Source organism: Hwanghaeella sp. 1Z406 (assembly GCF_048892425.1).
GTDB lineage: Bacteria > Pseudomonadota > Alphaproteobacteria > UBA8366 > Aestuariispiraceae > Pacificispira.
The window spans coordinates 68,885-86,726 of record NZ_JBLZHU010000001.1 but is presented as its reverse complement, the minus strand read 5'-3'; the positions used below and the strand labels follow the sequence as shown (position 1 = coordinate 86,726).

Sequence of the window (17,842 nt, the reverse complement as noted above, 5' to 3'; positions counted from 1 at the left end):
AGGTTACAACCTCCTTCCGATCATCTCGACAATCTCCGTTCTATGAGCGGAAGCGAACGTCAGATCCTTGAGCGATTGCAGGTCATCGGACTGAATCGCTTCGATCTGTCAGAACCGGAACTGGAGGCCCGGCTGGGTCTCTCCAACGAAGCCATGACATTGACGATGAAACTGGATCGACCGTTTGAGGGCACACAATGGCGTCACTACCTGCCAGAATGGACGGGTCTCAAAGAAGAGGCCCAAATCGGCAGGGATGGCGCCATCCAGATATTTGTTCGTCATATTGCCAACCTACCTGAATCCAAGATCGGTCCGGTTCTTGTCCTGATCAACGACGCCATCACGGCAGTTGGGAACGCACCAACACTGTTACGCTGGCTGCTTTCACTGACACCGGAACAGCGCGCGGACCTGGACAAAACGATAATAGAATATCTGGGCACCCGGGAAGGTCGCGACCTGCTACAAGCGATGGCGGCGCTGCAGAGGCCGGGGCTCGAGCTTGTTCTTGCGGCTAGCAGCAGCAATTCCTGGATGCTAAGAAGTTTGCTGATGACAGCTCCTGAGCATCTGGAAAACTTCTATCAGATAGAACTCGCCTATCAGGGAACTTACAGCAATTATGGCCCGGCCCCATTCCCGTGCCCTAGCCGAGTAAGAGTTATTCAGGCAACGGATGGTAAAAGTCTGTCGATTTGCCAGGTTGTTCTGTATTGAGGATGGACGTGTCCTTTCCCAATGGCTGTTAAACAGATGTTGTAAAGAACCACCTATAGTCGCAACTCTTATCGTGGGTTGCCGGTTTCTCTTGCGGAGTGTTGTAGACAATGATACTAATTCACGGCATTTATAAATTATTGCTGAGTTTTAGTATCATGACTAAACCGACCCAGGGAACGCTGAAGGATCGCGCGCTGACAATCGCTAGGGAACGCGGCATCGCGCGTGCGCGCGACTTCGATGCAGAGGGCGTTCCCCGTGCCTATCTGCGGCGACTGCAAGATCAGGGGCTTCTGGTGCGCATGGGGCGCGGTCTCTATCAGATTGCCGATGCGGAATGGTCCGAGTCCCATAGCCTTGCGGAAGCCAGCCGGACAGTGCCCCATGGCACCATCTGCCTGCTCTCCGCGCTCAGGTTCCACGAACTCACGACCCAACTGCCACATCAGGTTTGGATGCTGATCGGTCACAAGAAATGGGCACCGAAGAGCCCGCCTGTATCACTCCGTATTATGCGCGCCACCGGCGAAGCCCTGACAGCCGGTGTGACGTTTCATACAATCGAGCAGGTAGACGTCCCCATCACCAGTCCGGCCAAGACGGTTGCAGACTGCTTTAAATACCGCAACCAGGTCGGCCTCGATGTCGCCATCGAGGCGCTGAGAGACTGTATCCGAAACCGCCGAGCCACAGTTGACGACATATGGCGGTTCGCCGCTATCGACCGCGTGCAGAATGTCATGCGGCCCTATATCGAGGCGACCCTGTGACCCCGAAGCCACCCCTCAAGAATGTCGGCGCCTCGGTCCGCGCACGACTCACTCACGCTGCCCGTGAGCGCAAGGAAAACGTTCAGCTTGCGCTGACCCGTTTCGCCATCGAACGACTTCTCTACCGGCTGAGTCTGTCGCCCCACAGAGATCAATTCGTCCTCAAGGGCGCCATGCTGTTCAGTCTCTGGACACCTACGCCGTACCGAGCGACCGGCGATCTCGATCTTCTGGGATATGGCGATGCGTCGCCGGAGCGGATCGCTGCTAACTTCCGCGAGGTCTGCGGGATCGACGTCGAGGACGACGGCGTGGTCTTCAAGCCGGAAACCCTGCAGGCCGAGCCAGCCCGGACTGAAGACGAGTATAGCGGCGTCCGGATCACCATTACCGCCGAGATCGCCGGTGCGCGCCTGCCCATCCAGATCGACATCGGTTTTGGCGATGCCGTAACCCCGGCCGTGCTGGAAATCGACTATCCCTCACTGCTCGACATGCCAGCGCCGCGTTTGCGCGCCTATCCGCCCGAGACGGTCGTAGCCGAGAAGTTCCAGGCGCTGGTCGCACTCGGCATACTCAACAGCCGCATGAAGGATTTCTTCGATCTCTGGGCGATCTCGGAGACGTTTGCCTTCGACGGACCGGTCCTCGCGGATGCAATCGCAGCGACCTTTGATCGCCGCCACACGACCATCCCTGTGGATACGCCCGTCGCGCTGACGCCAGCCTTTGCCGAAGACGCCGCGAAGCAGGCACAATGGCAGGGATTTCTGCGCCGGACGGCCCTTTCCATGGCGCCTGGACCTTTCTCGGAGATGCAGGCGAAGGTGGCTACGTTTGTTCTACCACCTGTCCAGGCTCTCGTCGTCGGTAAACCGTTCGAATGCAAATGGGTCATCGGCGGTCCCTGGAAATAGTGGAAAGAAGTGCGCGGGGCTGAGGCAAGAGACAGCCTGATCTTCATCGACCGTTCCATCGTCAAGGCTCACCACGCAGCGGTCGGGTCATAAAGCCTGCAAAGAAATTCGTGAGCTCAGAGCGACGAAGCTTCCGGCGAACGATCACGGCGCCAGCGTCATCGACGCCGTGAACCTGAAAGACGTGCTTCGCGATATCCAATCCGATCGTGATAACCTGTTGCATGGACGGCTTCTCCTTGTTGCGGCCTAAGACAACCGCAGTATGGCGCATTAACGCCGGTGGTGGGGGCCGTCCACACCATCAGGTCAGATAATAGAAACCACACTCACATACGACAGGTGCACGGTTTTGCTTAATAAGCGTATCCATCCCTCTTTATTTGGAAAATCGTGATCCGTTATTTTTGGGCTGCTGTCCGGCCGAAAATGCATCACCAAATTTAGTCCAATCAGTAGCGCCTATACGCCCGCAAAATCACCCCAAGAGGTTCATTGTTTTGGTCATCTATAGCCACAATGACAGCAATCTTTGGCTCCTTCAAAGTTTTGACCGCATCAAGAAATGAAATACCGCCGGGCAAAATCCGGCACCCCTGCTTGACAGCATCATCTTTAATAAGATCAGAGATCTTATGGTCCTTCAGATCAATCATCCCATCCATTGCCAAAGCTTTCTCAGAAACAAAATGTGAAAACTGTTTATAAGTAAATGCTCCAACAACCACTCCACCATCAACGCAAACAAACGCCGACAAACTTTTTGCCTCATCCGAGGCGATTGCCAAAAGCGTCATACTAGGCTCAACCTTGAGGAACCTTGGATCCGATCTATCTAAGAGCGAAACAGGTGCGCTGCCTTTTAAGCTTGGCTTGGAACGCATCACAATGTTCACCATCGTGTGGTGGCGCATCCAGTCAGATGTTTTCGGACATCTCAAGTTTGTCAGCTTGATCATCTTTGATTGAAGGTCAGGAGCATTCACATCAAGGATAGGCTCGTGATGAGCAACCCTATTTCTGAAACGGTTTATCTCTTTCACCAAGAGCTGAATTTCGTGACGCCCTTCGCCTCTTGCCAGACCAGGAAATGCGATATTGGCTTTTGTGCGCCAAAGGCCCGCATAATCCGTCCGAAAAAGGTTAGACCAAAAGTCAAATGTAAGCTCAGCTATTACCTTACCTCTGTCACCAACACCAACTCGCTGTATCGCCTTATCCAAAGCCGCAAGGCTTTCAGCCGTCAGAACTTGGCTGCGTAAAGTTTCGTCTTGATGCCAATTCGCACCATATGTCTGGACAAGGACATCGTCTACCGCATTTCGCAGAACAACCTCTGCGACGCCAAGCGGAAAAAGAAAAGCCTTTGCAAGCCGAACCTTGTAAAGGTATATCTCGATAGCGAATAGTTCGTTCCCGCTCGCCCTCGTAAGATACTTGGAGAAGCGAGGTTCTGACAAAGACGCTTTCAGAGCGCTGATCGTATCTTCGTCGTATGCGTATGGAACTTGACACTCACCCATAATGCACGTACGTTCTCTTTAAGAGCAGTCGAACTGGCCCCACTGGCTTTGCTATGCGCCATCGACACCAAATTCTGAGCACCAGGTCAGGCAAGCCCTCACCTGGTGTTTTCGTTCACGACGCAAAATCAAGCCTCTTCAATCGTAGACGTTCACGCAAATCTCTCATCACCGGAGCCCTCCGCTAGGTGATGACAGGTCTGCGAATGACATCAAGTCAATGCTACTGCTCTTGTTCCTGAAATTGTACGCTTTACAACCAGCGACGAGAGATCATCATTTGCAACCAGAGTAACCAGACCAAACTCTAGCATGGTCTCAAGGGTACGCGGCTCTGATGAGAAAAAACTTAATGCCGCTTCAGAAGCTCTCCGTTCAGCTTCACCACAAGGCTCATTTACAGTTCCTAAATTGCGCAGAAAAGCAAACGCCTCGCGAGAAAGAACTATGGTTTTTCGGCTGACCCGCTTCTGATTCAACTTCATTTTTCCCCAGTCATCGAGCAAAGCTTTCATCATTGAGGCCTCCAGTTCGGGAAGCTTACTCCAATCAATGATATTGCTATGATTGAGGTACAGAAGCATCAAAAAAGCAGAACGGATTCGCTCTTTATACCCCTTAGAATTGAAAGCAGATGGAGAAAGCAACAAAACATTATCTAAATCGCTCATATCTTAAAGCCCCTTTCGTGTTGTACAGAGCAATGGTATGTAAATGTCGAATTCTTATGCTCCCATATATATGGCCCATATAAGTATGTCAATGATTTTCACGGATTGCTGTGCCACGATGCGAGAATCTGCATTATTTGAAGAGGTTAGGCCTCTTGATTACGGCCCTACTAATGTCTGCTCGTTATTTTGAAATTTTATCAACTACCTCCCAGAGACGCCACAGCACCATGCTGACGGCCCCTGCCAAGAATGTTCGTATTTGCAACATTGCCCAAGTCTGTGTTTTATCGCTCCACTCGCCAACCAAGGCTTTTAATTGTTTGATAGGTGCCGGTAATTGGCGGCGATGAGTGAGCCGCGCTTCTTCGGTTTTTACAGTTAGAGCAACAATTGCCTGCGATTACATGATCTTGCGTATTCCAGCATAGAAGCTAATGTTCCAAGATATCATGGCTACGAACAACATCGACATGGCCATCCACCGTCAATCCGGTCCAGGTGGGCTCGTTCATCGCGTACTGCCATCCGGCGAAATACTCGCCCAGATCCAGCATCGTCGCCTCCTTCGCCACATCCCAGAGCGAGCGGCTCGTCGATGGAAAACCCGATATCCAGGCGTCGGCCGTTCGTCAGCGTGATCCCGACCCGCTCAGGTGCCGCCGCTTGCAGCACTGCCGCCGCGGCATTGGCATCACTGACCGGGACAGGCATGGAAGGCCCGTCCGGCACGACCTCAACCGGCAGGAAAGCGTCCGTGCCGCCATGACCAGTTCGATCCCGCCGCCGTGGAAAGGTCGGAAATAGAACGGACGCTCCAGATGCTTGCCAGAAAATGAACCCGCAAACCACGGTCAAGAACCGGAAATACTTAGTCTGAGGCCTTCACCGGATGGTTACTTCGAGAACGCCAAGAATGGCAATGATCGCAAAGATTTTGTCGACCCAATCCGGGAAAATCCCCCGTTCTTGTATCTCTATGTGAAAAAGGGACGTGTAAAAGAACGACAACGCGACGACGACAGCAAAAATCCCCCCTATTGCTGGGTGACGCAATCCGTCGGTCGCCTTATCCCAGAAAATTTATCGTGCATACAACAGGAGAAATATATGAGCACAAATCACAAAGGTCCAATCAAGCAGGTGCGTTAAGCCTAGCGTCAACTTCAGGATTATGCCGCTGCGCGCTTCTTTACTTCATCGAGAATACCTATGAGCTCGATAACGCTCGCGCCGTCAAAAACACCTTCTACTCCGAGTGCATCAAGATCAGTGAACGGGCTCTCGTAAAGCAGCCGCGGCTCCATGACGCCTCGTTCAGTCAGATAGTCGATTACCAGATTAAGAAATTCGATCTGACTGGATGACAACGTTCGAGCGGCCTGAAACCCATCGAATGCATGCTTTGCTGCTTCACGATCCAGGCCAACAAGTGACCTGATGAAAACGCCGAGACCGACGTCGGCCTTGACCCTATCCAGGTCCTCCCGTTCAGCCACACCGGCCTCTACGAAGATCCTTTCCAACTCTTCAAGGTCTTGCGCCGTGAGCGGCTCGTTCCGGCGAAGTTTCTGAATAGCAATGTGGTTCTCGTGCTCCTTAAGGAAGTGCCGGACCTTCAATTGGAAGCGGTGCATATCTGTGCCGACAGCGACACCGCGCAGTTCCACAGCTTCGGAGCCACCAATTTCATCCTCGAAATCTGTGTAAATGTGGGGTCGCTTCTTCAATTCAATCAGCTTTATGAGATCCCGCAGGCGACGGCGCGCCACGTCGAGCATTGCAGGCGTTACATCCTGCCAGTACTCATCAGTCTGGATTTCAAGGATGAATTCCATTTGGCTGGCAATCATCGGAACATTGCCCAGCTCCTCCAGTGCGGATGCCAGCTGGATGACACGTTTCTTGATGGCCTCCAGCCCTTTCTCGGAGCGCAAAATGATCAATTGAGCGCGCAGAATGAGATAATCGAACTGTTTGGCTGCAATATCGTCATCCACCAAACTCGACGGCAAACCAGCGAGCTGGTCAATCAACTCCATTCGCTCTTCAAGATTGAGATTCTTCCAAGGCGCGTCCTCCTTGTATTTCTCCACGAGACGACGCTTGGGTCTGACAATGAAATTGTCCGGGTTCATGCCGCTTACTTCGTCGCGAAGCCGTGCGATTAAATCACGATGCAACTGTGTAAGCTGGTCATCGTCTTCGGCCGGTCTCGACTTCAGTTCTCCAGCAAGCTCAACACGCGCGACAAACAGGCGCTCGGCCAGCGAGCCTCCGACAGCACCTTCGGTGATGTCGGGGTTCTGATTGAAAAACTCGAAATTCTGGCAAAAATCAAAGATGCAGAAGTACTCCTTGTGCGCACCTATGCCGAAGAGGTTAGGACAAAGTCGGGTGCCGCGCCCGATCATTTGCCAGAATTTCGTCTTCGAGCGAACAATCTTGAAAAACACGAGATTGACGACTTCCGGCACGTCAATGCCAGTATCGAGCATATCGACCGAGATGGCGATGTGGGGGGGCTTATTCATGGTCGAAAAATCGTCGATCAACGACTGCGCATATTCGGTCTTGAAGTCGATAACACGCGCAAATTGACCATTCAGGTGCGGGTAGTTTGCATCGAATCTCTCGGCAATGAACTGCGCATGATCATGGTTCTTGGCAAAGATGATCGTCTTTCCAAGTCGATCGCCATCAGCCACCTTCAGACCATGGGTCATCACGTGTTCAAGAACCTTATCCACGGTGTCCTGGTTAAACAGCCACTTGTTTACAGCGGTAGCGTCAACATGGTCAGGAACAGTGCCATCTTCGTCCCATTCGATGGAATCCCATTCTTCCTTCTCTTCTTCGGAAAGGTCATCATACTTGATCCCCTCCCGTTGGAATTTCAGCGGCACTGAAACGGCCTTGGGGGGGACGAGAAAACCATCCTGCACCGCCTCATCGAGGCCATAGGCGTCTGTGGGAATTCCCCTCTCCAGATCAAAGAGTGAATAGGTGTCGCGATCCACTTCATCCTTCGGCGTCGCCGTAAGACCGACAAGCAGACTGTCGAAGTAATCGAAGATGGCCTTGTACTTCCGATAAACGGACCGATGCGCCTCGTCGATGACGATCAGGTCGAAGTGACCAGGTCCGAAACGACGGGAGGCTCCCTTCATTTCGTCAATCAGGCCTATCATGGTTGGATAGGTCGATACGTAGACCCGGCCATGGGCCGACTTGTCGGTAACGAGGTTCACAGGGGACGCCTGCGGCAGGAACGTCTTGAATGCGCCCGCGGCCTGATTGACCAGAGCAACCCGGTCGGCAAGAAACAGGATGCGCTTTGCCCAGTTGGCACGCATAAGCAGGTCGGACAGTGCGATCACTGTTCGGGTCTTGCCAGAACCGGTCGCCATGACCAGCAGCGCCTTGCGGAGATTGTCCTTCTCAAAAGACTCAGCGACCCGTCGAATGGCTCGGGTTTGGTAATACCGCTCGACTATCTTCTGATTAATATTCTCCTGCGCCAAAGGCTTCTGGGTTGAGCGCCGCTGGATTGCAAGCTCCAGTTCGTCTTTCTTCAGGAAGCCCTGGATGGCACGCGGCGGATAGCGGCGATCATCCCAAATCCAGTGCTCGTAACCGTTCGTATAGAAGATCACGGGACGCTGACCGGTCTCGCGTTCCAGCGCATCTGCATAGAGTTCCGCCTGTCGCTGCCCCTCCCGCGCGTCGCGACGGGTACGCTTGGCCTCCACCAAACCCAACGGCTTCCCGTCATCGCCCCACAACACGTAGTCTACAAAACCTTCGCCGGTATTGTTCGGCATGCCCGTCACCGGGAATTCAACGTCACGAGGCTGGTCGAGTTGCCAACCGGCCTCATGCAGCAACAGGTCAATGAAGGCGTCGCGTGTCTGCGCCTCATTGTAGTCGTGGGTGTCCGGAGCGGCCTGATTGGCCTTCTTTGCCTTGGCCACCTCTTCCTGAAGCCGCTTGATCTCCGCTTCCAGCTTCTCGTGCTGCGCTTCCGTCTTCAGGCGTGCGGCTTTCTCGTCTTCCAGCGCCTTTTCGCGAGCGGCGGAGTCATCCTGAAGCTTCTTGATCTGCTTTACGGTGCTGGCGGTTATCGTCAGGGTTTTTTCAAGTTTGTTCCCGTCGAACTGGATGCCCGGCGGCGGCTTCTCACCACGGGCATAGGTCCGCACCAGCCAGTAAGAGATATGAAACAGCTCCCGAAGCGCGGTGACGGCGCGGGCAGACGGAACGGCCGTCGTTTCGTGTACCGCTTTATTCCCAAGGTCTTTGATCAGGCGAGCCTTAGTGACGATGGCATCACCGGCGAGGTTGCGGAATGTCGGTTCGTGAATGAGAGCGGAAAGCGTCGTCTCATAGGGTGACCGCAATTGGCGATCATGCCCGTACATCCACTTGACCGCCACCTCCAGCGCCAAGCGGGCATAGAAACACGCCCCACGAGGGTCTGAGAGTGCCAGATTTTCAGCCTTGGCTGCATGGTTGTGAATATCTGCAAACTCGGTCTGGAGAAATGAAAACTGGCTCATAGGTCGCCCTCATTTCCGAGTTGCCGCTCCAAAGACTGACGGACCAAGCCGATGACATAGGGGAGTTCATCTAGCCGACTAAATTTCAGATCGACATCTCCATTGCCCCACCGTCCAAGACCCGTTATGTCCCGACAGAGCCCTTTGGGATCATTGATATCTACAAATTTCAAGTTGAGGGACAGACGAAGACCTTTGGCCTGCGGAATCACATCAACGAAATTGGTCTCGGCCTTGTAGGCAATGTAGAGCTTCAGAAACTCCTCACTCACGCAGGGATCAAGTTTCAGAACCTCCTTACGGAAGGCCTCGAAGAGCTCCTTTGTTGGAGAACCCGAAAGATGAGCGTGATCTTCCACTGAGTACGACGTCGCTACAGCCTCTTCAGGGCGATAGGCATCCAACACGTCCGTTGCGATATTGGGGAACCGCCATACATCGCTGGCCCTGGTAGCCAAAGTGTTCGCTCGGTCAACTATGGTCGTTTCCGTCCATTCTTCCAGTTCACCTAGGCCGACATTGACCTTTAGCGGGCTCTGACGGAACCCGCCCTCCATGTCCCTTTTTTCCTTGAAAGGCCGGTCGCTGTATTCGGAGTTGTAACCGGTCAGCGTCAGGTTACCGAGCGTATGCAGATACTTCTCATGCACACGCTGCCATTCATCGCCTAGGGCTTGCTGCCATTCTGTGGTGAGGTCTTCATTCTGCGGCATGATGTGCTCAATCGTGTACTCATCGACCGGCACCCGTTCCTTGCGACCAAAGTTTTCGAACCGGCGCAGCCAATAACTGCGGCTGCGGAAGTTATAGAGATCCCGAACCTTGATCTGCTCACGAAATTCTTCATCCGATGGGAAGCGGCGATAGGACGGCATCAGCAGGAAATGGGCCATGATGCTTTCCAGATAGCGATCCTTCTTCAAGGCCCGCCCAAACGTTGCGAAAGTCTTGTTCATGGAATTTGTGGGTATCGAACACACCGCACGCCGGAAGACGTACGATTCAATCAAACGAACGGCGGCCAGAAAGTCATCACGATCCAGCACGCCGCTATCGAAGTCCGCATACAGCTCCAGCAATAGCGGATAGGCAACATCGACACGCAGTTCTCTCAAATCGTGGAAGGCCGCTTTCAGATCAGCATCAGCCTCCTTGCCCAAGGCCATAGAGCAGTAAAACTGTGAATAGCGGCGGATATCCTTTACTAGCGCCTCGATGCCCAATTCGGCAACGCTGTCAGATCGGGCATACGTCTTGAAGGCCGCATAGACATCATCAAGCCTCGGGATATCGCCTGTTTTCACGATCAGGTAATGCCGCATGAAGCTGTCAAAATGGCTGTCGTAAGACTCCTGTCCAAACGCTTGCTCCATCGGGCGCCAGTACTGATTATAGAGCCGCGTTTGAAGGTCAGTCTCCAAACCCATCAGAACGAAGTTGCGGATGAGGTCGGCCTGGCTCAGCTCTCGGCCGGTCGAGTTCATGCTTTCGAAGATAAGCTGCGGGTTATCCTCTTTTCGCGATAGGGCAACATAGACAACAAGCAGCTTTGCCAGTCCGCGACATACCGTTTGTAGGTCGCCTGCCTGACTTTCAATGCGCTCTTGGAAATACAGGAAGTTATCTTCAATTCGGCGGGAGTGATTATCCGGCAACTCCCTGTTATCGATCACGGCGAAAAGCGTGTCGCTATCCGTTTCGGACAAGACCAGTTTTCTGAACGTGTCGCCGGTTTCGAGAGGATTGATAAGGTAGTAGCTCTCCAGTTTTTTCTTCGAAAAGCCATCCATCGGCTCCTGATCGCCCAAGGCGCGAGACAGCGCAGCAATCAGCAGCGTCAGTGTTGTCAGTCGTTGTTGGCCGTCAATGACCAGCAAAGGGGCACTATGTGCATCCGTATCGGCGACATAGACAATCGAGCCAATAAAATGGCCACCAGCAATATCCGCTTTTCCAGCTCGCAACACATCGTTCCAAAGCTGTTCGCACTGAATACGCTCCCAGGAGTATTTCCGCTGGTAAATCGGAATGACGAACTGCGAGGCGTCACGAACAAATTTTAGAAGATTGATGTGTCTGGCATCCATATACCGCCCCCCTTACGAGCCGCTGTAAATTGTGTCTGAATTGATGAGGTTGGTCAGGTATGGCGCAAACCCCGCCAGCAGTATGCTAACCGCAACAAGATCCCGCATCTCGATATTGCGCAGGCTGTTGGCGGGCGTCCCGCCATGCCTGATGCCCGGATAATCGGATGCGAAGCCGTAGAGCTTCTTCATGGCATCCTTCAGCCTGTTATGCGGCCAGGTGCCCACCTCGTCGCAAATCGCCCCCAGCGTGTTGGACGTCACGCCAGGGCAACGCTGCCCGATGGCCTCAAGCAGGTTCACCTGCTTTTGGATGCAGGTCTTGATCCTGCCGGGTGACTGGCTGGTTTTGAGGTCGCGAATGGCATCCTCAAACTCCACCATCAGTGGGTGCAATTCTGCATCCTGATAAGTGGCATCACGCAAATCCCGGATCAGGCGGGCAAACACGCCAGGCAGTGTCGGATTGAGGCTGAATGGCCGACGCAGATCATAACGAAGGCTGAATTTGTCGAGAAACGCCTCGATCAGAAGGAAATAACGATTGGCAAGTGGATCGCCGCCAAGATCGACAACGACATTATGGGCCCGCTCAAAGAAGCCAAGTAGGGCCACCTCTCCGCGAAACGCGCTGGCCTTGGCGCTCCGGAAGGCTTTGCGCGCTTGAACCGGATCATCGACAACATCCGCCAGTGCTGTCACATCGAGGGGCGTCTCAAAGGCGCCCGCCAGGTCCCGGTACAGTTCGCAGAACAGGTCTTCCGGCGCATCCGGGTGCTTGGCCAGTTTCGACCAGATTTCCCGCCATGTTTCCGACCAAACGCCGATGACCTCGCCCCTCATGCCTGCCCTCCCAAGCCCGTCCTGGCGCAGTCATCGAGCCTTCTGTGCAGCAGGGAGATCAGCGAAAGGTAATCCGCCGCATCATCCTCCCCTTTCCAAAGGAGTTTCGGTTCGTGAGCCAGCGGATTCCGCACGGCGGCGAAACATCCCTTGAGAAGAGACGCAAAACCCTTGTGCTCGGATCGCTCCGTCTCGGTTTGAAGCGTGTTGATGGCCAGCAAGGGCCGCTCAACCGAGAGCACCTTGTCCACCAGCGCCGCTCCGTCGCCATCTGCGCCAGACAACTCCCTGATCCTCTGCGCCAAACCTTTGGATGCCTCGAAAACCGCGTGAAAATAGTTGTCCTGCAGAAGCTCCGGCTTACAGTACCGCACGACTTCGGCATGGATGCGCCGCCCCCTGAACTTGGCTTCCAGCGTCTTCGCGCGCTGATGGGCTTCGCCGATAGTTTGCGCCGCCGGTGCGTGGCGGAATTTACCGTCCTCGCCATATTGCAAACCAGCAAACGCAAGAATGGCGTTCAATTGCTGACGCACGGCCTCGAACTCGTCCGCACGTTTAACAAAGGCAGCCGGATCAAGTGAGGTGCGGATATAGTCTATCAGCTTGCTGGCCGCTCTGTCCTGCCGCTGGTAGTGGCAGAATGTGCTGTATAGCCGCCGCCACTTCGTGCTCTCACCCGAAACATCATCCAGCCCCATGCTATTCAAAATGCGGGTAATATCCGAACCGGTCGCACAGTCGCCCAACAGGCGAGAAACCTGCTCAAGCTGGGCATCTGAGAGGATCGGTACACCCGCCATGCTTACAGCTCTCCCCTAAATGCACGATGCTGTACCGAAGAAAAAAGCTGCTCAATCTTTGCATTCTGTTCAGAATGCCGGTTACGTTCGGTAGTCACTGCACTTAATCTCTTATCGAATTCATCCTGTAGCTCTTGGGGCGGAAGGGGTACTTCAAATGCCATGAGTTGCTTTCGGTTCATTTTTGGAATGTTCGCCCGCCCCGAAACACTATCGCCGTAGGTCAAGAATTCACGACTCCCAAGAATGAAGTGAAGATATCTTGTCTTGATCCGATCCGATTTGGGAAGAAGGGCATACATGTCCGCACTACACATCCCAACGCGATCTGCGATCGCAACCTTGTTCAAGTAGGGTCGAATTTTACTGTAGATAACATCGCCCGCCTCAAATCGATATTTTCCGCTGGTCACTCCATCGACCCTACATGTCCGGACACGATCCCATTCGATATATCCCCCACTTTGGCGGATATGCTCGGGGCCGACGTGAGGGAGCTCTGCGTTCTCATCCAAAGTTGGGTCTGCCAGAGATGAACGCGCTTCGACTAATTCAGCCAATGAGACTTTGGGCAGGTCGAGTTGCCCAAACATCTCATGAAAGATTGCCTGGCCGAGGGTGTTGAGCTTGTCGAGGGCTTGGGCGCGGAGACGGCAGAGCGCGTCAGCCTGATCCAGTATCTCCGCAATCCGCTTCTGCTCATCCAAGGGCGGGAGGGGGATCTTGCCCTGCTTCAAGTACTTAAAATGTCTACTGTAACCAGCTGCCGGAATGTGAATTCGCTGCATTGCATAGAACAAATATCGCTCGTCAGCATCGATTTTAGGGCGCAGCACTTTCGTCCCATCTGCTCCTAAACAGAATGGAAAGTCGATGAATTTGAAATACTTAGTATGATCCCCAAACACAACAACCGGAAGGTCAGATTTGCATAGACGGCTCTCATCATTCGTATATCCAGCTATTAGCTCTTTTCCTTGGTCCACGACCGGGTACCTACCAGAGGGCAAGAAATCGCTTTGTAGGGTTTTGATATTCCCACCTGTCTCGTCTCTGACGACTTCAGTAAATGACCTTGTTTGCCAATTGCTGCTCATCCAAGCATCTCCTCAAGCCGATCCAGTCCATCAACGATCTCCGTCTCGATTGCCCGCAATTCGGCGATAATGTCCGTTGGCGCTGCGTGCTCGACCTCTTCGTGCTCCACCTCTTTGTAACGGTTGAGGGACAGGTCCCAGGTCCCCGTTGCCCGGATATCCTCGACCGGCACCAAAAAGCTTTGCGCTGTCCGTGGTCTGTCGGCTTCACCCGCACGATTCTTCCAGCGGGCAACGATATCCGGCAGATTGTTTTTCGCGTGCTCCTCTTCGGCCAGAGGTTCAGCGGGGACTGCCCCGAGCTTATCTGGCGGCAGTAGATTGGCCCGCTTGTCATCGAGGCTGAGGCCGTCAGCCGTCATGTCGTAGAACCAGACCTTCTCCGTCCCGCCGACACCGGTTTTCGTGAACAGCAGGATCGCTGTGGACACACCCGCATAGGGGCGGAACACACCGGAGGGCAGCTTGATGACCGCATCCAGCTTATGATCCTCAACCAGCATGCGGCGGATATCTTTGTGCGCACCGGAGGAGCCGAACAACACCCCATCCGGCACGACTACGGCCGCGCGGCCACCAGTCTTCAGCAAACGCAGAAACAGCGCGATGAACAGAAGTTCGGTCTTCTTCGTCTTGACGATCTTCTGAAGGTCTTTGGCCGTCGATTCGTTATCCAGACTGCCCGCAAAAGGCGGGTTGGCGAGAACAAGGGAATAAGTGCCGGCGTCTTCAGAATGGTCCTCCGCCAGACTGTCGCGATAGGTGATGTTGGAGTTCTCCACGCCATGCAGGATCATGTTCATGGAGCCAATGCGCAGCATGGTCGTATCGAAGTCGAAGCCATGAAACATGTTGCTGTGGAAATGCTCTCGCAACGCCGGATCACGTAGCGACTGCGGATGATGATCGCGTATATATTCACCCGCCGCCACGAGGAAGCCGCAAGTGCCGGAAGCGGGATCGCAGATCACGTCGGTCGGCTGCGGCTCGGTCAGCTCCACCATCATCTGGATGATGTGGCGCGGCGTGCGGAACTGTCCGTTCTGCCCGGCGCTGGCGATGCGGCTCAGCATGTATTCATAAGCATCGCCCTTGGTGTCCCGATCTTCCATCGGGATCTTGTCCAGCTTCTCGACAACCTTGGCCAGCAGGGCAGGATTGGAGAAGCCAAGGCGGGCATCACGCATATGGTGGCCGTAGCTCGACCCTTCAGCACCAAGCGTCCGCAGGAATGGGAAGACGTGCTCATCCACTACTTCCATCATTTCGCGGGGTTCGAAATTCTTGAAGCGGGACCAGCGCAAATCCTCATAGGGGCGCCCCTTCTCATCTTTGCCGTCTGGAAAGATGCGGCGTTCCATTGGCGTCTTGAGGGTCTGGCTCTTGCGCTCTTCCAGGGTGTGGAGGTCGTTCAGCCGTTTGATGAATAGCAGATAGGTCATCTGCTCCATGACAGAGAGGGGATTGGCAACTCCACCCGCCCAGAAGTCATTCCAAATACTGTCGATCTGGTTTCGGATTTCGCCTGTCAACATAGTGTCCCTCTGTCTCTCTATATTAGTGTTTTTCTTATATCACTCAACTTGTAGCTTTTGCCAGGGCGCGTTCAAACTCAGCCCGGTTCGTCACCACAACAGGCGTCTCGTGCGGATCGTCCAGAACCTCCGCAACATCAAGCCGCAATCGTTTTCTGAAGTAGTAAAGAAGCGCCTGCCTCACCGGGATCGAAATCTCGCCGTCTGACATCGCGTAGTCTTGCGCAATCACTCGCCTTTGATTCTCACCCAATTTTGGATTGGGCGCGAGAACTACATTAAAATAAGTGCTCCACAAGGTATCTGCGTTGGCACCAACATGTGATTCAGCGGCGTCTCTTGCATCCATGATACGGGATAGCAGGAAATCTTTGAACTTGTCTTCGATGTGACAGTAGGCGCGGACATGCCACCTGAAACCGTCACTGCCAAAGGCATGAGGACTTATCCGCCGCCAAACGGGGTCAGGGCGCTGCATATTCATGGACTGATAAAATATTTCGAGAGACGCCTTGTCGCGAATTGCCGCCAATACAGCCCTCAGCGTTTCCACATCAACCCGGCGATGTGGCACCGGCATGGTGTCTACGCTGGGCGGGTCGGTCAGCCAGCCATGCGCACCAGCTTCCAGGGCCGTAGCCACTTTGTCGAGTTGCGCTAGATAACTTTCGGCGTCCGGTTTAAGGAATACAGGAGCGAAGCCTCGGGCGGCGAAGTACCGCTTTTCACTGCGGTCATAGCGGACGTTATCGGGCGCCAACTCCTGATACTGGGTCAAATCCTTAGAGGCCTGCGGGACGGAAACACCAAAAAATCGGGTGATGTCCGAACGGTTCACACCCCCCTCCCAGAACAACCTGAATTCAATGAATTCAAGCCTCTGCTCCACTCCCCACCTTAGTCCTGGACCCTCTAACGGCATGATCACTCCAAATACGGATAGAAACTATATTGACAGCGAAACGCTTCCCGTATAGTTTCTTAACTCATCAAGGAATTGCGGTCAACTGAATTGGAGAGATTGATGTCAAAGAATGACAGATATGTGGTTAAACATCCGGAAGGGTGGGCAGTGAAAGCCGGTGGAGCGCAACGCGCCAGCAGTCTCCACGGAACTCAGAAGGAAGCCGAGGCAGCCGCCAAGCAAACGGTCAGCAAGCTGGGCGGCGGCGAAGTTCGTATTCAGGGTCAGGACGGCAGATGGCGGGATTCCGACACGGTTGCTCCGGGGAATGATCCGCACCCGCCGAAGGACAACAAGCACTAGGAAGCGGCCGCCGGACAGGGAGAACAGATATGAGCGCAAAGACTGATCGCTTCACGATCCTCTCCTTGAGCGGCGGCGGTTATCTCGGCCTCTACACCGCATCCGTATTGGCCGCCCTCGAAGAGATTTATGGCGGCCCGCTCGCCAGGCATTTCGATCTGATCGCCGGCACATCGGTCGGCGGCATTATCGCCCTCGGTCTGGCGAATGAAGTACCGGCCCAGGCCATCAAGAAGGCGTTCGAAGACGACGGCACTGCGATCTTTTCTGACCGGCCGGCACCGCAAGGTATGGCCGGTTCTCTCATCGATCTGCGCCGCTACTGGTCGAAGCCGAAATACCGGCCCGACGCCCTGAGGAACACCATCGTCCGCATCGTCGGAGCCGATACACTCATCGGCCATCTGAAACACCCGGTCATCGTCCCGGCCGTCAACCTGACCAAGGGCGGGCCCCAGATGTTCAAGACTCCGCATCACCCGGACTTTCGCAGGGATCTTCATCTGAAGGCCGTCGATGTAGCCATGGCGACCTCCTCCGCCCCCACCTATTTCCCGATCGCCGAAGTCGATGACGCGATGTTCACCGACGGCGGGCTATATGCAAACTCTCCCGATCTGCTCGCCGTGCATGAGGCCGAGCATTTCTTCAAGAAACCGGCCAGCCAGATCAGGCTGCTGAGCATCGGAACGACGACAGCGCAGTTCTCGTTTGCCCATGCGCACGGCCGTGACCTTGGCGCCTTCGGGTGGATGCGCGAGCAGCGCCTTGTCAGCGTCATCATCGCTGCGCAGCAGCACTCCGTCGACTTTATGATGAAGCACCGCCTCGGCGAGCGTTATCTCCGGCTTGACGCGGTTCAGTCGAAAGAACAGGAGCGCCATCTCGCGCTCGATGTGGCGACAGATGATGCCCAGAAGACCATCAAGGGACTGGCACAGGCCACCGTCCAGACTTCGATCAATGCGCCGCTCCTCAAAGAAATATTGGCAGAGCAGGCCCCGCAGCCTGTCTTTTTTAACCTAGACACTTTGAAAGGATAGGATC

15 protein-coding genes and 1 pseudogene are annotated in these 17,842 nt (G+C 54.3%); 5 read left to right on the top strand and 11 right to left on the bottom strand.

Annotated elements, in window-relative coordinates; genetic code table 11:
• Positions 1-42: 42 nt before the first annotated feature.
• The 3 genes from ACOSDR_RS00410 to ACOSDR_RS00400 all read left to right on the top strand — a co-directional run bounded on the left by ACOSDR_RS00410 (position 43) and on the right by ACOSDR_RS00400 (position 2,410).
• Entirely contained in the window at positions 43-720 is a 678-nt protein-coding gene (locus tag ACOSDR_RS00410) for a hypothetical protein (RefSeq protein WP_420730033.1), read from the top strand.
• 158 nt (positions 721-878) lie between these two features.
• Entirely contained in the window at positions 879-1,493 is a 615-nt protein-coding gene (locus ACOSDR_RS00405; protein ID WP_420730032.1) for a type IV toxin-antitoxin system AbiEi family antitoxin domain-containing protein, read from the top strand.
• Positions 1,490-2,410, top strand: coding sequence for a nucleotidyl transferase AbiEii/AbiGii toxin family protein (locus tag ACOSDR_RS00400; RefSeq protein WP_420730031.1), 921 nt, complete (start codon positions 1,490-1,492; stop codon positions 2,408-2,410). The genes ACOSDR_RS00405 and ACOSDR_RS00400 overlap by 4 nt, the downstream gene beginning before the upstream one ends.
• 100 nt (positions 2,411-2,510) lie before the next feature.
• Here the strand turns inward: ACOSDR_RS00400 and ACOSDR_RS00395 are convergent.
• From ACOSDR_RS00395 to ACOSDR_RS00345, 11 genes and pseudogenes are all read right to left on the bottom strand, one after another.
• A pseudogene (locus ACOSDR_RS00395) lies at positions 2,511-2,636 on the bottom strand (IS110 family transposase); the annotation flags it as partial.
• A gap of 226 nt (positions 2,637-2,862) precedes the next feature.
• Positions 2,863-3,933, bottom strand: a complete 1,071-nt coding sequence (locus tag ACOSDR_RS00390) for a hypothetical protein (protein ID WP_420730030.1) — start codon at positions 3,931-3,933, stop codon at positions 2,863-2,865.
• Between the two features lie 212 nt (positions 3,934-4,145).
• Positions 4,146-4,604 (bottom strand): hypothetical protein, encoded by a 459-nt coding sequence (locus ACOSDR_RS00385; RefSeq protein WP_420730029.1) that lies wholly within the window; start codon positions 4,602-4,604, stop codon positions 4,146-4,148.
• 456 nt (positions 4,605-5,060) lie between these two features.
• A complete protein-coding gene (locus tag ACOSDR_RS00380; protein WP_420730028.1) occupies positions 5,061-5,462 on the bottom strand; it encodes a hypothetical protein in 402 nt (133 codons plus the stop codon).
• Between the two features lie 314 nt (positions 5,463-5,776).
• Positions 5,777-9,163: a DEAD/DEAH box helicase family protein gene (locus ACOSDR_RS00375; RefSeq protein ID WP_420730027.1), complete on the bottom strand. Its 3,387-nt coding sequence runs from the start codon at positions 9,161-9,163 to the stop codon at positions 5,777-5,779.
• The gene (locus ACOSDR_RS00370) at positions 9,160-11,250 is read right to left on the bottom strand and encodes a GmrSD restriction endonuclease domain-containing protein (RefSeq protein WP_420730026.1); all 2,091 of its coding nucleotides are present in this window, start codon (positions 11,248-11,250) and stop codon (positions 9,160-9,162) included. Before ACOSDR_RS00370 ends, ACOSDR_RS00375 begins: the two co-directional genes overlap by 4 nt.
• Before the next feature lie 12 nt (positions 11,251-11,262).
• The gene (locus tag ACOSDR_RS00365; protein WP_420730025.1) at positions 11,263-12,093 is read right to left on the bottom strand and encodes a hypothetical protein; all 831 of its coding nucleotides are present in this window, start codon (positions 12,091-12,093) and stop codon (positions 11,263-11,265) included.
• Positions 12,090-12,896 carry a TIGR02391 family protein gene (locus ACOSDR_RS00360; RefSeq protein ID WP_420730024.1) on the bottom strand — a complete coding sequence of 269 codons (807 nt, stop codon included), beginning with the start codon at positions 12,894-12,896 and terminating at the stop codon, positions 12,090-12,092. The genes ACOSDR_RS00365 and ACOSDR_RS00360 overlap by 4 nt, the downstream gene beginning before the upstream one ends.
• 2 nt (positions 12,897-12,898) lie before the next feature.
• Positions 12,899-13,993 carry a restriction endonuclease subunit S gene (locus ACOSDR_RS00355; protein WP_420730023.1) on the bottom strand — a complete coding sequence of 365 codons (1,095 nt, stop codon included), beginning with the start codon at positions 13,991-13,993 and terminating at the stop codon, positions 12,899-12,901.
• On the bottom strand, positions 13,990-15,528 hold the full coding sequence (locus ACOSDR_RS00350; protein ID WP_420730022.1) for a type I restriction-modification system subunit M: 1,539 nt from the start codon (positions 15,526-15,528) through the stop codon (positions 13,990-13,992). Before ACOSDR_RS00350 ends, ACOSDR_RS00355 begins: the two co-directional genes overlap by 4 nt.
• Positions 15,529-15,571: 43 nt before the next feature.
• Entirely contained in the window at positions 15,572-16,366 is a 795-nt protein-coding gene (locus ACOSDR_RS00345; RefSeq protein WP_420730021.1) for a helix-turn-helix transcriptional regulator, read from the bottom strand.
• 186 nt (positions 16,367-16,552) lie between these two features.
• On the opposite strand from ACOSDR_RS00345, the gene ACOSDR_RS00340 reads away from it, so the two are divergent.
• Positions 16,553-16,795, top strand: a complete 243-nt coding sequence (locus ACOSDR_RS00340) for a DUF2188 domain-containing protein (protein WP_420730020.1) — start codon at positions 16,553-16,555, stop codon at positions 16,793-16,795.
• 29 nt (positions 16,796-16,824) lie between these two features.
• Positions 16,825-17,838, top strand: coding sequence for a CBASS cGAMP-activated phospholipase (locus tag ACOSDR_RS00335; RefSeq protein ID WP_420730019.1), 1,014 nt, complete (start codon positions 16,825-16,827; stop codon positions 17,836-17,838).
• The last annotated feature ends 4 nt before the right edge of the window (positions 17,839-17,842 follow it).

Excerpts from the sequence above, each read along its gene's own strand:
- ACOSDR_RS00410 (WP_420730033.1), top strand. The coding sequence starts at position 43 with ATGAGCGGAAGCGAACGTCAGATCCTTGAGCGATTGCAGGTCATCGGA.
- ACOSDR_RS00405 (WP_420730032.1), top strand. The coding sequence starts at position 879 with ATGACTAAACCGACCCAGGGAACGCTGAAGGATCGCGCGCTGACAATC.
- ACOSDR_RS00390 (WP_420730030.1), bottom strand. The coding sequence starts at position 3,933 with ATGGGTGAGTGTCAAGTTCCATACGCATACGACGAAGATACGATCAGC.
- ACOSDR_RS00385 (WP_420730029.1), bottom strand. The coding sequence starts at position 4,604 with ATGAGCGATTTAGATAATGTTTTGTTGCTTTCTCCATCTGCTTTCAAT.
- ACOSDR_RS00375 (WP_420730027.1), bottom strand. The coding sequence starts at position 9,163 with ATGAGCCAGTTTTCATTTCTCCAGACCGAGTTTGCAGATATTCACAAC.
- ACOSDR_RS00370 (WP_420730026.1), bottom strand. The coding sequence starts at position 11,250 with ATGGATGCCAGACACATCAATCTTCTAAAATTTGTTCGTGACGCCTCG.
- ACOSDR_RS00365 (WP_420730025.1), bottom strand. The coding sequence starts at position 12,093 with ATGAGGGGCGAGGTCATCGGCGTTTGGTCGGAAACATGGCGGGAAATC.
- ACOSDR_RS00360 (WP_420730024.1), bottom strand. The coding sequence starts at position 12,896 with ATGGCGGGTGTACCGATCCTCTCAGATGCCCAGCTTGAGCAGGTTTCT.
- ACOSDR_RS00355 (WP_420730023.1), bottom strand. The coding sequence starts at position 13,993 with ATGAGCAGCAATTGGCAAACAAGGTCATTTACTGAAGTCGTCAGAGAC.
- ACOSDR_RS00350 (WP_420730022.1), bottom strand. The coding sequence starts at position 15,528 with ATGTTGACAGGCGAAATCCGAAACCAGATCGACAGTATTTGGAATGAC.
- ACOSDR_RS00340 (WP_420730020.1), top strand. The coding sequence starts at position 16,553 with ATGTCAAAGAATGACAGATATGTGGTTAAACATCCGGAAGGGTGGGCA.
- ACOSDR_RS00335 (WP_420730019.1), top strand. The coding sequence starts at position 16,825 with ATGAGCGCAAAGACTGATCGCTTCACGATCCTCTCCTTGAGCGGCGGC.